This window comes from Anaerovibrio lipolyticus, assembly GCF_021531495.1.
Classification (GTDB): domain Bacteria; phylum Bacillota; class Negativicutes; order Selenomonadales; family Selenomonadaceae; genus Anaerovibrio.
The window spans coordinates 1-14,525 of record NZ_JADYTY010000021.1 but is presented as its reverse complement, the minus strand read 5'-3'; the positions used below and the strand labels follow the sequence as shown (position 1 = coordinate 14,525).

Annotated in this window: 13 protein-coding genes; 3 read left to right on the top strand and 10 right to left on the bottom strand. The window is 45.5% G+C overall.

Annotation, left to right across the window (positions count from 1 at the left end):
* Positions 1–100: 100 nt before the first annotated feature.
* Positions 101–577: a prepilin peptidase gene (locus I6E26_RS07920; protein WP_235321312.1), complete on the top strand. Its 477-nt coding sequence runs from the start codon at positions 101–103 to the stop codon at positions 575–577.
* Between the two features lie 53 nt (positions 578–630).
* Here I6E26_RS07920 and I6E26_RS07915 read toward each other — a convergent pair whose 3' ends face one another.
* The 9 genes from I6E26_RS07915 to I6E26_RS07875 form a co-directional block, all read right to left on the bottom strand.
* Positions 631–2,325, bottom strand: coding sequence for a putative bifunctional diguanylate cyclase/phosphodiesterase (locus tag I6E26_RS07915; RefSeq protein ID WP_235321311.1), 1,695 nt, complete (start codon positions 2,323–2,325; stop codon positions 631–633).
* Between the two features lie 275 nt (positions 2,326–2,600).
* Positions 2,601–3,374 carry a G5 and 3D domain-containing protein gene (locus tag I6E26_RS07910; protein WP_235321310.1) on the bottom strand — a complete coding sequence of 258 codons (774 nt, stop codon included), beginning with the start codon at positions 3,372–3,374 and terminating at the stop codon, positions 2,601–2,603.
* A 209-nt stretch (positions 3,375–3,583) separates the two neighbouring features.
* Positions 3,584–4,417: a TatD family hydrolase gene (locus I6E26_RS07905; protein WP_419179919.1), complete on the bottom strand. Its 834-nt coding sequence runs from the start codon at positions 4,415–4,417 to the stop codon at positions 3,584–3,586.
* Positions 4,417–6,360: a methionine--tRNA ligase gene (gene metG, locus I6E26_RS07900; RefSeq protein WP_235321309.1), complete on the bottom strand. Its 1,944-nt coding sequence runs from the start codon at positions 6,358–6,360 to the stop codon at positions 4,417–4,419. The genes I6E26_RS07905 and metG overlap by 1 nt, the downstream gene beginning before the upstream one ends.
* 84 nt (positions 6,361–6,444) lie before the next feature.
* On the bottom strand, positions 6,445–7,299 hold the full coding sequence (gene rsmI, locus I6E26_RS07895; protein WP_235321308.1) for a 16S rRNA (cytidine(1402)-2'-O)-methyltransferase: 855 nt from the start codon (positions 7,297–7,299) through the stop codon (positions 6,445–6,447).
* A gap of 15 nt (positions 7,300–7,314) precedes the next feature.
* A complete protein-coding gene (locus I6E26_RS07890) occupies positions 7,315–8,076 on the bottom strand; it encodes a tRNA1(Val) (adenine(37)-N6)-methyltransferase (RefSeq protein WP_235321307.1) in 762 nt (253 codons plus the stop codon).
* Positions 8,073–8,903 (bottom strand): PSP1 domain-containing protein, encoded by an 831-nt coding sequence (locus tag I6E26_RS07885; RefSeq protein WP_235321306.1) that lies wholly within the window; start codon positions 8,901–8,903, stop codon positions 8,073–8,075. The genes I6E26_RS07890 and I6E26_RS07885 overlap by 4 nt, the downstream gene beginning before the upstream one ends.
* The gene (gene holB, locus I6E26_RS07880; RefSeq protein ID WP_235321305.1) at positions 8,904–9,911 is read right to left on the bottom strand and encodes a DNA polymerase III subunit delta'; all 1,008 of its coding nucleotides are present in this window, start codon (positions 9,909–9,911) and stop codon (positions 8,904–8,906) included.
* Positions 9,912–9,922: 11 nt separating this feature from the next.
* The gene (locus I6E26_RS07875) at positions 9,923–10,369 is read right to left on the bottom strand and encodes a YaaR family protein (RefSeq protein ID WP_419179918.1); all 447 of its coding nucleotides are present in this window, start codon (positions 10,367–10,369) and stop codon (positions 9,923–9,925) included.
* A gap of 467 nt (positions 10,370–10,836) precedes the next feature.
* Between I6E26_RS07875 and serA the strand changes: the two genes are divergently transcribed.
* Positions 10,837–12,420, top strand: coding sequence for a phosphoglycerate dehydrogenase (gene serA / locus I6E26_RS07870; protein WP_235321304.1), 1,584 nt, complete (start codon positions 10,837–10,839; stop codon positions 12,418–12,420).
* 84 nt (positions 12,421–12,504) lie between these two features.
* The gene (gene serC / locus I6E26_RS07865) at positions 12,505–13,596 is read left to right on the top strand and encodes a 3-phosphoserine/phosphohydroxythreonine transaminase (RefSeq protein ID WP_235321303.1); all 1,092 of its coding nucleotides are present in this window, start codon (positions 12,505–12,507) and stop codon (positions 13,594–13,596) included.
* A gap of 71 nt (positions 13,597–13,667) precedes the next feature.
* Here the strand turns inward: serC and fic are convergent, their stop codons facing one another.
* Positions 13,668–14,279: a protein adenylyltransferase Fic gene (gene fic / locus I6E26_RS07860; RefSeq protein WP_235321302.1), complete on the bottom strand. Its 612-nt coding sequence runs from the start codon at positions 14,277–14,279 to the stop codon at positions 13,668–13,670.
* Between the last annotated feature and the right edge of the window lie 246 nt (positions 14,280–14,525).

The following is a 14,525-nucleotide window of genomic DNA, read 5'->3' as shown; positions in this document are numbered from 1 at the left end:
TCCCTGGCAATGGCGAGCAATAAAGATATTTGTCATTACCGGAACCTTTTTCCTACTTATAACAGCATTGTTGCCGAATAGCCTTATAAGCTCCAATCTAATGGCTATTTATGGTATTTTTTCCTATCAGCCATCTAACGGATTGCTAACTGGCTATGGATTTTTCTTTGTGCTTTATAGCAGTTTTTTGCTCATTATGATGTGGAGTGATATGGAACAGCAGATTATTATGAATCCTCAGCTGGCTCTCTTTGCCATTCTAGGGCTGTGCTACCAGCTGCTGCTTCAACCAGACCAGCTTCTTCTACAGCTTCTCACAGCTATAGCCAGCGGTCTTATCCTTCTTTTGCTGGCCATTCTTACCAGAGGCGGGATTGGTGGGGGCGATATTAAACTATTAGCTGCCCTTGGCCTTTGGCTAAAGCCAGAAGCTATGGAAGTTACCGGCATAGGAGGCATCATTCTGGGAGGGCTGTTGGCCCTGATGGCAATTCTCAGCAAAAGAAAAAGCCGCAAGGATTACATTCCCTACGGCCCCGGATTTATTGTAGCTGCTCTATTTGCTTATTTCCTGTAAATACACTAGCCACGCAAATATCCCCCGGCCTTTGGCCGGGGGATATTTTTAGTTTAAATTAATTTCTCAAATTCGCCAACAGGCAATGGCTTGGAATAATAGAAGCCCTGAACATATCTACAACCAATACTTTTCAGGAACTCTACCTGCTCCTTGGTCTCCACACCCTCAGCAATGGTCTGCATCTTCAGGCTTTCCGCCATTTTGAGAATAGCTGTAAGAATATTGCCACCCTTGGCAGAATAATCCGAGCTTTTCAAAAAGCCCATATCCAGCTTCAACACATCAATCTGGATATCCTTCAGCATATTCAGGGAGGAATAACCTGTACCAAAATCATCCATGAGAATCACAAAGCCTGCCTCCCGCAGCTGGCGGGTAATGGTAATAATCTGCTCTGGATCCTCTGTATAAGCACTTTCTGTAATTTCCAACTCCAAATACTGTGATGGCAGCTGGTATTTTTCTCGCAAATTCACCAGATGCTGTACCAGCTTGGGAGTGTAGAGATCTATACGAGATACATTAACAGATATAGGATGTACCTCCCGGCCTTCATCCAGCCATTTCCGCAGATAACGGCAGCTCTCCTCCCAAATGAATTTGTCCACTTCATAAACAAAGCCATTATTTTCAAATACCGGAATAAAATCTCCTGGAGAAATAAAGCCATTTTCCAGGCTAATCCAGCGCACCAAAGCCTCAGCACCTATAATGGTGCCTTTTTCTATGTCATATTTTGGCTGGAGATACAAGGTGAACTCCTTATTCTGAATAGCCCTTTCCATAGCATTGATGATTTTTTGCTCCTTCAGCACCTGCTGACGCATTTTTTCATCATATTCACAATATGGATTCTTGAAATTGCCCTTGGCTTTCCAGAGAGCCATATTGGCACGGTCACACATTACACTTACAGGCAGGGTTTTATCATCAATGCGATAAAGGCCAAAGCTGAGAATGGTGCGATTGTTAATAGCAAAACTGTCTGCCACCATCTGCAGTGTATTAATCATGCGACGAGAATCACCCTTGCCCGCCTCATAACAGACAACAAAATTATCTGCATATAATCTACCGCTGACACAGAGAGGCAAATTGATTTCCTTTAGGAATTTGCCTATATACCGCAGCAGCTTATCTCCTGTGGACTCTCCAAAAAGATCATTCAACACCTTGAAGCGTTCAATATTTATCCGCAATAAATCAAAATTCTTGTCCGGATTGTCCAAAAGCATTTCCTTGGTTTTGGCATAAAAAGCCTGCTTGTTGTAGATACCTGTCAGCTCATCATAGGTAGCCAGATAATCCACCACAACCCCGTTCAGCTTGCCCTGGTTAACAGACCTATAGGTATTCTCATGACGATAATCCCGTTCAATATGAATACCTGTAATAACAGGGCAATCATCCTCCTGAAATTTGTACATAACAGTTATATTCAGGAAGATTAAATTTTTGGCCTTGGTACAGGTAAGTATTAGACGCGCCACAACAGATGCCCCCTCACCAGTCATGGTGCAGCGCATATTGCAGCGATTCAGGGAGAGAGGCGACAAACGCTCATACTCTCGGTTCAAAAACTGCCTTACATTCCAATCTCCCCGCACATAATTCACATTTAAGTGACTATAGGCTATAATATCCGGGTCCATCAATAAAGATAATCCCTCAATTGAACCCTCTTGCAGATATTCATTGATTACGTTTTCTGTTAACGCAAGCAAATCCTCCTGTCCCATTTCCATATAATAAACTCCCAACTAAAAATGACTGGTACAGATAAATTTCTGCACCATTGTAACATCCTTATGCAAGACTCTCCCCCTAGAGAGCCTCTTACCCTTACATAACATTGTACGCTATAAAAATGTTTTTTTCAATACAAAAAAATATATGGAAATTAAACATCACAACTTACCCAAAATATTATCCCTACAAATAAGAAGCGGGGACTAGTAAAGGGCTGTTCTGCCTGTACTATTCCCCGCTTCTTACTGTTATACAACAGTTATCCGGTTATTTAATTTAGGATGTATACTTCTACCGACCGGCGGCCAAAATCAATTGCCTCACCGTAGCTTTCCATGCACAAATCTATTTTATTTCCACGGATAGCTCCACCTGTATCAGCAGCCACAGCAGTTCCATAGCCTGGAATATATACTCTGGTGCCCAGGGGAATCACATCAGGATCTACAGCCACGATTCCTCGTCTAGCAATATCTCCTGTGGCGGTAATGCCTGCTCCATTGCCATCTGATGGCAGATAGGCACTAGCCTCCATTGATAAACAGCTTGCGTAGGTCATATCACCATGATTGGTGCTAACAGTATTCACTGTTACAGGCGGTGCTACCGGCACATCCTTTACATGGATGGTCATACCGGTTACAACAGCGGCATCCAGCCCCTCTGCGACCTCGTAGCCATTGCCAACATAGCCATAGGTTTCCATGACTTCTCCTACTGTTGGCTGGCAGGTTAAAATTTTATTTTCTGTACCATTGTAATCAATGGTAATAGTTGCAGCACGATTGACGGTCAGTACCTCTCCCTTTTCGTTATGAGAGAAGGAATACTCATCACCCTCTCGCAGGTCTACACCGGCCTGACTAAGGATGTTCATTGGTGCCTTATAAGGTGTATTCAGCTCCAGCTGCTGGCCATCCACTGCTATTGTTACATGTCGGTTGGAAATGAAACCAGAAAGCATCATTGTACCGCACATGAGTCCTATGCTGATAGGATACCGGATATCCTTCCTACATCGGACATATAGTTTCTTTAAGGTCATTAAATACCCCCTTATTAAATTACGAAGGATACTATATCACAAAATGGCCTCTATGTCAAATTTTCAAGTAAGTCTCTCCCACTTTAAAGGAATTTTAACGGGTTTTATCACGGTAAAAAGTCAGTAATCATGGGGATTTTGGGCCGGTACACCACTTTGAGAATATTTTGATTTTTTCAGACTAAAAATGAGAAGATTTTGTGCAAAAATTACAATTCTAGCTTTGGATATAGCTCCAGCGCATTAGCCGTGGTCTGGCGGGCCACCTTCTCTAGGGATTCTCCCCGGAGCTGAGCCAGCTTGGCTGCCACATGATAGACAAAGGCAGGCTCATTTCGCTTCCCTCGCATAGGCACTGGTGCCATATAAGGGCAATCAGTTTCCACCACAATTCGCTCCAAAGGAAGCTTCTGCACAATTTCTGGCAATTTGGCGGCATTTTTGAAGGTCAAGGGCCCATCTACCCCAATAAACCAGCCCATTTTCACCAGTTCCTGCGCAATTTCCAGACTACCAGAGAAGCAATGCATTACGCCTACTATGCCTTTGCCCTCCTTGCGGAGAATTTCCATGGTATCCCCATGAGCCTCACGATTGTGGACACATACTGGCAAATGAAGCTGACGAGCCAGGTCCAGCTGACGAATAAAAAGCTCCCGCTGCAGCTGCCTTTTGTCCCCATCCTTTTCCCAGTAATAATCCAAGCCAATTTCCCCAATGGCTACCACCTTGGGCAAGACCCCCCAGCTAGCCAACTGATCTTCATCAGCCTGAGTCATAGGATGGGCTTCCTCTGGATGAATTCCCACGCCGGTATAAACCATAGGATATATCTTGGTAAGAGCCACAGAGCTTTGGGAGGACTCCATAGAGTCCCCCATATTCACAATATGGCTCAGACCAGCCTGAGCTGCTCTCTCCACAACTGCATCTCTATCCTCAGCAAAATGCTCTACATTAATGTGCGCATGGGTATCTATCAGCTTGGCCTGACCTAAATCCTTGCCTAGCTGAGCCACCATAGCCTCTGTTACACCTGCCATTAGCGAACCACGCTTCCTACAGGCATATCCACTGTTACCAGCTTCAAATCATCCCCGGCAGAAGCAGCCAATACCATGCCATGAGATACCACACCGCGAATCTTGGCAGCCTTCAGATTGGCAACTACAATAACGTTTTTGCCCACCAGTTCCTCTGGCTTGTACTGTTTAGCAATACCAGAAACCAGCTCTCTCTGCTCATCACCTAGGTCAATCTTCAGCTTCAACAGCTTGTCTGCCTTTGGCACAGCCTCAGCCTCCAGCACCTTGGCTACCCGCAGTTGGATTTTGGCAAAATCATCAATGGAAATTTCACCCTCTGGCTGGCTTTCCTTCTGCTTATCCTTCTTGGACTTCTGCTTCTCAGACTTATTTTTAGCTTCCTTAACTGGCTGTTCCACCTTTTCCACCTCAATACGAGGGAAAAGCTGCTGAGCCTGGCCAATATGCATATTGGCTGGAGTGCCGCCCCATTTTTCAATATCAGCCAGACGCAATTCCTCAATGGTACCAGGCAGGTTCAGCTGCTGCCACAGCTTGCCAGCAGTGGTTGGCATATAAGGGTAAATCAGGCCGCTGATAACCCGGAGAGCCTCTACCAGATTGTACATGGTATTGGCCAGCTCCTGCTTTTTGCTTTCATCCTTGGCCAAAGCCCAAGGAGCAGTTTCATCAATATACTTATTAGCACGGCTGATAAAGGCCCAAACCGCCTTAATGGCATGGCTGATTTTCATATTGTTCATATCATCAGCAAAGGTCTTTACAGTGCTCATGGCATCCTCAATCAGGGAAGCATCAATTTCAGACCGTCCTTCTGGTGCCAAAACTACCCCCTGCTGGAATTTGCCTACCATGTTCAGAGTACGATGGAGCAGATTACCCAAGTCGTTGGCCAAATCAGAGTTGATACGCTGAATCAAAGCATCTCTGGAGAAATTGCCATCCTGGCCCAGATTGATTTCTCTAAGCAGGAAATAGCGGATAGCATCTGCACCAAATTCCTCAATCAAGCCAATTGGATCTACTACATTGCCAATGGATTTGGACATTTTGGTGCCATCTACGACCAGCCAGCCATGGCCAAATACCTGCTTTGGCAGTGGCAAATCCAAGGCCATCAAAATACATGGCCAAATAATGGAATGGAAACGAACAATTTCCTTGCCTACCAGATGAATATTGGCTGGCCAGAACTTCTGGAATTTCTCTGGATCATCCAAATAGCCAATAGGGGTTAAGTAATTGGTAAGAGCATCAAACCATACATAAATAACGTGCTTATCATCAATAGGTACTGGAATACCCCAATCAAAGGAGGTACGAGAAATACACAGATCCTCCATGCCCTGATTAATAAAGTTAATCATTTCATTGCGACGGGATACAGGCTGGATAAAATCTGGATTTTCTTCAATATATTTCAGGAGACGATGGGCATACTTACTGATTTTGAAGAAATATGCCTCCTCAGAAACCTCCTGTACAGGACGGTGACAATCTGGACAGCAGCCATTTTCATCCAGCTGATGCTCAGTCCAATAGCTTTCACATGGAGTACAGTAAAGGCCGGTATAGGCGCCCTTGTAAATATCCCCCTTGGCATAAATACGACGGAATACCTCCTGAACCACCTTTTCATGACGCTTCTCTGTGGTGCGGATAAAATCGTCATTGGAAATATTCAACAGCTTCCAGAGATTCTGAAAGCCTGCTACGATAGGATTTACATATTCAATTGGCGTAATGCCCTGCTCCTCAGCCTTCTGCTGAATCTTCTGACCATGCTCATCACTGCCTGTCAGAAAGAAAACCTCCTCATCTGCCAAACGATGAAATCTAGCTACAGAATCTGCAATGGTGGTGCAGTAAGCGTGGCCAATGTGAAGCTTGGCACTAGGGTAATAAATTGGGGTGGTAATATAAAAACTTTTCTTATCCAACGATAGGACCTCCTAATATATAAGATTCACAGAGGCAGGGCTATGTCCTGCCTTGTTAATATATTCACAGTAAATAACAAATTGCTAAGCCTTCAACAATATATTATATACATCCCGACGGCTAATGCCTAATTTTTTTGCTGTCTCCCGCATGGCTTCCTTCCTGGAAAGTCCTTGCTGTTCAAAGGCTTCAACCATCTGAACCGGATCTGTTACTTCCTCTGCCTGCTGAGTAGAGGTGGCCTTTTCTGCATCATAGCCGGAAATTATCAGGACAAATTCACCTCGAGGCTCGTTAGCCTGATAATAGTCCAGCAACTCCCCTAAGCTGCGACGATTAAATTCCTCATAGTGCTTGGTCAGTTCTCTAGCAACTGCTGCCGGCCTCTCCTCCCCCAGGGCTTCGCATAATTGTTTAAGAGTTTCCTTGAGATGATGAGGAGCTTCATAAAAAATCAGGGTTTCTGGAGAACATTTTATTCTTTCCAGCAGTTCCCGTCTTTTTTTGCTAGATTTTGGCAAAAATCCATAAAAGGTAAAGGCGGTGGTATCCAAACCTGAACATATCAAAGCAGACAAAGCAGCATTAGCTCCTGGCAAAGGACTTACCTGTATCCCTGCCTCTATAGCCAGTTGAGCCAAATGGGCTCCAGGATCTGAAATTCCTGGCAGACCTGCATCACTTACGCAAACCACCACAGCACCAGATAGCATTTTTTCCACCAGCTCCGGTCCCTTGGTTAGCTTGTTGTGCTCGTGATAACTGGTAGCAGGTGTATGTATATCATAATGGGATAATAGCTTGCGGGTATGGCGGGTATCCTCGGCAGCAATCAAATCTGCCTCTGCCAGCATCCGTACTCCCCGATAGGTCATATCCTCCAGATTGCCAATAGGGGTTGCTGACAGATAAAGACGCCCCCTGTTTTCTTCTGACATCAATGCAAAATCTCCTTATTTCTTCATATTGTATATAGCTAAAATTTCCTCAGTATAACTGCCGTCTTCCTTGTGAACCATCAAGGGCAGTTCTACCTTTAGGCCACCAGGAGCAGCCCCCACAACGCCCTCTATAAGCATAAGATTGGATTCCTTATGGGGCTTGGGCTGTACCAGCTGCAATCTTTTGGGCTGTATCTGATGCTTGGCCATAGCCACCATGATTTCCCCCAATCTTTCAGGCAAATGCACCATAGCGAATCTGCCTCTAAATCTTAGAAGATAACGAGCCGCAGCTACCACATCCTCCAAAGTGGCCGTAACCTCATGGCGAGCCGCTGCTACTCCCTCTAGGGCACTAATAGTGCCCTGCTGAACCGGCCTATAGGGTGGATTAACAATTACGCAGTCAAAGCTTTCCCGCTGATACAGCTGGCTGATTTGACGGTAATCCCCTTGGGCCACATGGATTTTATCCTCCAGCCCATTGAGCTTTACATTTCGCTGAGCCAAGGCGGCCATAACCGGATTGATTTCCAAGGCGTGAATTTCCTTTACCTCATCGGCAATCAACAGGGGCATAACGCCTGTGCCAGTGCCTAGGTCAAAAACCCGCCAATTGCTATGATATTTAGGGTAATGGGCCAGCAATACAGCATCTATGGAGAAGCAAAACTGATTGGTATTTTGAATAATATGTCTGCCACCCCAAAGAAGGTCGTCCAACCGTTCCTCCGGCCCCAAGGGGACCTGGGACCAATCCTGCACCTGGCTCACTGCATATCCTCGCTGTCCTTTTCAATAACATCCTCCCAGGAAGCCACAATAGTCTTGCGGTCATCCAGCAGGATGGTAGCAGAACGGCGCTGCATATTCAGATTAATAACCTTGCCCTCGCCTTCGGCGGTAATAACCTTGCTGCCCTGTACAGGAGGCTTGATTTTCTTCCGTTTGTTGCATTTACCGTTATAGCAATTGCTCTCGTATTTCAGACAGCACATCAAACGACCGCAGATACCGGAAATCTTAGTTGGATTCAAGGACAGATTCTGCTCCTTGGCCATGCGAATGGAAACCGGGTCAAATTCCCCCAAAAAGCTATGACAGCACAAAGGACGGCCACAGCAGCCAATGCCCCCCATAAGCTTGGCCTCATCCCGCACACCAATCTGCCGCAGTTCAATACGAGTGCGGAAAATAGCTGCCAAATCCTTAACCAGCTCCCGGAAATCAATGCGGCCATCAGCTGTAAAATAGAAAATAATCTTGTTTACATCAAAGGTATATTCCACATCCACCAGCTTCATAGGCAGGCCATGAGCGGCAATTTTTTCCTCACAAAGACGGAAAGCCTCATCCCGGCGCTGGGCATTATCCTCCACCTTGGCTTTATCTGCATCTGTAGCCAGCCGCTGTACCACCTTCAGGGGCAGTACCACATCACCATCAGGAACCTCCCGTGGCCCTATAACGGCTGTGCCAAATTCCAGCCCTCTGGCTGTTTCCACAATAACATTGTCATTTAGTTTAATGTCCAGCTTCCCCGGACTAAAATAGTATATCTTACCAGCCCGCTTGAAACGGACTCCTACAACTGTCTGCATTTATTCCTCCAAATAATTATTTATTCTAATGAGAAAGCCCTCCAGGCAAAGCTGAGTATTTACATTGCTGCCCAATCGCTTCTGGTAATCCTGTACCAGCTGCAAAAGCTGCAACAGCTCCTGCTGATGGTATTTGTTCAGCAAGGAGGACAATCTATCTATATCTGACTGATTGTACAAGGGCAGGCCGCTGCCACTGTACAGCATCAGCAAATCACGGTAAATCATGGCTAAGAAGCCTAGCCACTGAATCAGCCTTTCCCGACTGTGATTGGACATTTCCTTGGCCAGCTGCAAAAGCTGTTCCACCCCAAGAGTGCCTGCCGCCGAAGCCAGGTCAAAGGCCTGAGTCTGCAAATTCAACAGCTCCTCATCCTGCATGGCCAGTGCCTTTGACACACTGCCATCGGCAATTGAGGCCAATTTGCCAGCCAAAGGCTCCTCTATCCCCTGCTGGTGCAATATTGCCACCAGCTCCTCAGGTTGAAGAATGCCAAATTCCACCCGCATACAACGGGAAATAATAGTATCCAGCAAGGCTGATGGCCTGCTGGTGAGCAGAATAAAAACAATCTGTCCCGAAGGCTCCTCAATGGTTTTCAACAGGCAATTGGCAGCAGCCTCATTCATTTTGTCTGCCTCCTGCATAATAACCACCCGCCGTTCTGACAAAAGAGGAATACGGGCTATCTCCTCCTGCAGCTTTCTAACCGCCTCAATCCGAATGGCAGGTGCTGCCTTGGTTTCGCTTTCTGGCTGAATCTGGAAAAAATCCGGATGGGTGCCAGCTGCCAAAGCTTGACAAGCCTTGCAATGACCACAGGCCTGATTGTTAACAGGAGCATGACATAGTATGGCCGCCGCCATGGCCTCTGCCACCAGGGATTTGCCTACCCCATCTGTACCGCAAAACAGCATGGCATGGGGGACTCTATCCTCCTGCTGCATTAAGCACAGCTGGGCTACAACCTGCTTATGACCTACAATATTGTTCCACTGCATATTCATAACAGCAAGGCCTACATATACAAATCTACCAGCATACCGCGAATCGCATCATGACTGGCTACAATATCCAGCTGCTTGGTCTGGCCTAGACGGATTTTCTCTGCCATATTTTCCAGCTCCCGGTCAATTTTCCGGACAGTAGTATATACCTTTTGCCGGCCCATTCTGTCCCAGCCTGCCTGGGTGTTAACAGAGTACATCTGAGAAACCACCGTGCCAACAAAGTTTTTGATTAATCCCCGATAGGACTTCAATTCATCATAGGTAGGTGTCTTGGTAAGGCGCTGTCCCTGCTCATCAATCTTGTCCAGCATTTGCTGCAGCTGCTCACGAGACATTTCCCCCTGCTGATCCTCCAGCTCTGAGGCAAAATCTCCCTCCAGAGAGGCTGCTCTGTGACCGGCATCCATATTTCTGGAGGCCAGTGTAGGCCTAGTACCTAAACCATCTATTTTCATAAATAACCCCTCCGTCATTTTACAATTTTACTTAACTAATTAATGATAGCATGTAGGAAAAAAAATAACAATGAAAACCCCAGTCTAAAATCAGTTTTTTGCGAATTACCTTGGATTTGTTCTTTTTAAATAGCAAATAATATTCTGACAAAAGAAAATTTCGTATTTCTGAAAAATACACTTGACTTTTCCCCATGTATAAATTATAATTCCCTTAACACTTTGAAATATATTAACTTGATGAAGAGGAAAAGGTTGTTTTTCTTAGCCCAGAGAGCCGGCGGCTGGTGTGAGCCGGTGTAAGTGAAATAGCTGTCCACCTTGGAGAGGCCGACGAGGAGCCGGACGGGCTAGCCCGATACAGCAGCTTTGAGTTGCACCTTGTGGTGTAATTTGGGTGGTACCGTGGAGTTTATGCTTCGCCCCAATTATGGGGCGAAGCTGTTTTTATTTTAGGAGGATGTATGATGAAGGTTTTAATCGCAGATGGCGTTTCCCAGATGGCTGTAGACATTTTGAAGGACGATTTTGATTGTGATGTTCGTGACAAGCTGCCCGCTGAGGAGCTGCTGTCTATTATTCCGGACTATGATGCTTTGATTGTCCGCTCTGCCTCCAAGGTAACTGCTGAGGTTATTGCAGCTGCCAAGAATTTGAAGATTATCGGCCGTGCCGGTGTAGGTGTAGATAATATTGATGTTGCTGCTGCCACCGACAAGGGCATTATTGTTATTAATTCCCCAGGCGGTAATACCATTGCTGCCACTGAGCATACCTTTGCCATGATGATGGCTATGGCTCGTCATATTCCTATTGCCAATGAAACTCTCCAGAAGGGCGAGTGGAACCGCAAAAAATACACCGGTGTTGAGCTGAAAGGCAAGACTCTGGGTGTTATCGGCATGGGCCGTATCGGCAGCGGTGTAGCCAAGCGTGCTTTGGCCTTTGACATGAAGGTTATCGGTTACGATCCATATATCAATGAGGAACGCTGCAAGGATATGGGCGTTGCTGTTGGCACCTTTGATGAGGTTATTGAAAAGGCTGATTTTATTACCGTTCATATGCCTCTTACTGACACCACCCGCAATATGATTAACAAGGATGTTATGGCTCGCATGAAGAAGGGCGTTCGTCTGGTTAACTGTGCCCGTGGCGGTATTATTAATGAAGAGGATCTGCGGGAGGCTGTTCTCTCCGGTCAGGTAGCTGGAGCTGCTATTGATGTATTTACCAGCGAGCCTATTCCAGCTGACCATCCACTGCTTGGTGTACCAGGCCTCTATGTTACCCCTCATCTGGGCGCTTCCACTGTAGAGGCTCAGATTGGTGTAGCTGTAGATGTAGCCCAGGGTATCAAGGCTGCTCTCCACGGTGAGCCTGTTATGACTGCTGTAAACATGGCTCCTGTTTCCCAGCAGGTTATGAATGTTATTACTCCTTACTTCGATTTGGCTGAGCGTCTGGGCTGTGCGGCTCGTGCTTTGGCTGATGGCGCTATCAAGAAGCTGGAGGTTACCTACAATGGCGATATTGCTGATGTAAACACTAAGATGGTAACTACTGCTGTAGTAAAGGGTATGCTGGATTCTGAGATGGAAAAGACCGTTAACTATGTTAATGCTCCTGGTCTGGCCAAGGAACGCGGCCTGAAAATCAGCGAAATTCAGGATAAGGATACTGAGCGCTTTGCCAGCACCATTACTGTTACTGCCTATACTGCTCAAAAGACTGTCAGCGTACAGGGTACTCTCTTTGGTGACAAGGGCCGTATCATAAAGATTGACGACAACCGGGTTGACTTGGATCCACATGATTGCATCCTGATTTGCCCTCATATTAACCGCCCTGGTGTTATTGGACAGGTTGGTTCCATTATGGGTGCTGCTGGTGTAAATATTTCCAGCATGCAGGTAGGTACTACCAGTGTTGAAGGCACCAGCCTCATGATTCTTACCTTGGACAAGGATGTACCAAAGGATGTTATCAAGCTGATTACTTCTATGGAAGGCATCTTTGGTGCTAAGGTTATCCTTTTCGACGCTAACTAATAAATATGGCCCTATGTCCCCCCAACGGGGGATATAGGCTATCTCGTTATAAATTGTGAACTAGAACCCAAGGAGGTTATTATTTTGGAAGCAAATCGTATTTATAACTTTAACCCAGGTCCATCCATGCTGCCATTGGAGGTGCTCAAGGAGGCTCAGGCTGAGTTCCTGAATTTCCAGAACACCGGTATGTCTATTTTGGAAATCAGCCATCGTGCTCCCGCCTATGATGCAGTACACAATCAGGCCAAGGCTGATATTCTGGAACTGATGGGACTTGGTGATGATTATGAGGTTCTCTTTATTCAGGGTGGTGCCAGCATGCAGTTTGACATGGTGGCTATGAACTTTGCTACCCCTGAGCAGCGTGGTAACTATGTGCTGTCTGGCAGCTTTGCCTCCAAGGCCTGCAAGGAAGCTGAAATTCTTGATCGTGGCTATGTAGCTGCTTCTAGCAAGGATACCAACTTCAAGCATATTCCTACTCAGGAGGAAATCAAGCTTAGCGATGATGCCGCATATCTCCATGTTTGCTACAACAACACCATTTATGGTACTGAATATCACTACATTCCTGAAACTGGCAATGTACCATTGATTGCTGATATGTCCTCTGATATTCTTTCCCGTCCTTTGGACTTCTCCAAGTTCAGCCTGATTTATGCAGGTGTGCAGAAGAATCTTGGCCCTGCTGGTGTTGCTCTGGTAGTTGCTAGACGCTCCATGCTGGAAAAGAGCCCTGAGAATCTGCCTACTATGCTGCGTTATGATACCTATTACAAGAAAAATTCCCTCTACAATACTCCTCCTGCTTTTGGCATCTACATGGTAGGCAAAACTGCCAAGTGGATAAAGGCACAGGGCGGTTTGGAGGTTATGGCAGAGCGCAACAAGAAGAAGGCTGCTTTGGTATATGCTGCTATTGATAGCAGCAATGGCTTCTATGCTGGTCATGCTGACAAGGATAGTCGTTCCTTTATGAACGTTACCTTCCGTCTTCCTAATGAGGAGCTGGAAAAGAAGTTTGTAGCTGAGGCTCTGGAACAGCAGCTGGGTGGCGTTAAGGGCCATCGTTCTGTAGGCGGTATGCGTGCATCTATCTACAATGCTATGCCTTATGAGGGCTGTGAGAAACTGGCTGACTTTATGGAGAAATTCCGCAAGGCTAATGCCTAAATAAAACTAAAAAGTTTCATCAAAAAGCTCCTGAATTGGCTTCACCTGCCATTTCAGGAGCTTTTTACATATTAGTTATTTTCCAACTGACTGGTTTTATATAAAGTATAGCCTTCGTAATAATAGCTATGGTCTATGCCTTTCATATAAACTTCTCGGTCTGTAATCTGATTGGTTAAGGCATTTTGCAAGAGAAATTTTATCTCAATATCCTTTACCGGACTGCGCTCCATAGCCAGTAGATAATCTTCTTTATCCACCTTGCTCCAATCCACAACCTGCTGAATTTCCTTTTTCAGCATTAAATCAAGCCATATGCGGGTGCTGCGGCCATTTCCCTCCCGAAAAGGATGAGCTACATTCATTTCTACATATTTTTCCACAATTTGCTGGAAACTTTGCTGAGGCATTTTTTCAATACTCTTTAAGGCTTCTTTTAAGTACATTACAGGGGCAAAACGAAAATTTCCCTTAGCAATATTTACGGTTCTAATTTCTCCAGCAAAATCATATATATCACCAAAAAGTTTTTTGTAGATTGCTGACAGACAGCTAAAAGTACCAGGCTCCAAGCTATCCAAAAAACCACTTTCAAACATCTCCAAGGCTCTTTTTTTGCTAAGCCGTTCCTCCTGCCTAGTCAACTCCACTGCATCTATTATCCCCAGCTTATTCTCTAACATATAATCACCTGCTTTTCTATATGAGGTTGCATATTCATAATCATCATTACTGATGATTATACCACAAGACAAAAACAAAATGTATATTCATATCGCTACAGGCACCATTACCAACAAATTCTGATTTGCCGAATTGCCTATCTACTCAAATATTGTAACTGAAAGTCGTTATATCAGTGGATTCTCGAAATACAGCCTGCGGTCATAACGACTTTTGCTCTGTCCGACTTAATGGCCCTATCTGAT

Bases quoted from the DNA above. Each gene is read 5' to 3' on its own strand.
- I6E26_RS07920 (WP_235321312.1), top strand. From the start codon at position 101: ATGGCTATTTATGGTATTTTTTCCTATCAGCCATCTAACGGATTGCTA.
- I6E26_RS07915 (WP_235321311.1), bottom strand. From the start codon at position 2,325: ATGGAAATGGGACAGGAGGATTTGCTTGCGTTAACAGAAAACGTAATC.
- I6E26_RS07910 (WP_235321310.1), bottom strand. From the start codon at position 3,374: ATGACCTTAAAGAAACTATATGTCCGATGTAGGAAGGATATCCGGTAT.
- I6E26_RS07905 (WP_419179919.1), bottom strand. From the start codon at position 4,417: ATGGCAGGTGTAACAGAGGCTATGGTGGCTCAGCTAGGCAAGGATTTA.
- rsmI (WP_235321308.1), bottom strand. From the start codon at position 7,299: ATGTCAGAAGAAAACAGGGGGCGTCTTTATCTGTCAGCAACCCCTATT.
- I6E26_RS07885 (WP_235321306.1), bottom strand. From the start codon at position 8,903: ATGCAGACAGTTGTAGGAGTCCGTTTCAAGCGGGCTGGTAAGATATAC.
- holB (WP_235321305.1), bottom strand. From the start codon at position 9,911: ATGAATATGCAGTGGAACAATATTGTAGGTCATAAGCAGGTTGTAGCC.
- I6E26_RS07875 (WP_419179918.1), bottom strand. From the start codon at position 10,369: ATGAAAATAGATGGTTTAGGTACTAGGCCTACACTGGCCTCCAGAAAT.
- serA (WP_235321304.1), top strand. From the start codon at position 10,837: ATGAAGGTTTTAATCGCAGATGGCGTTTCCCAGATGGCTGTAGACATT.
- fic (WP_235321302.1), bottom strand. From the start codon at position 14,279: ATGTTAGAGAATAAGCTGGGGATAATAGATGCAGTGGAGTTGACTAGG.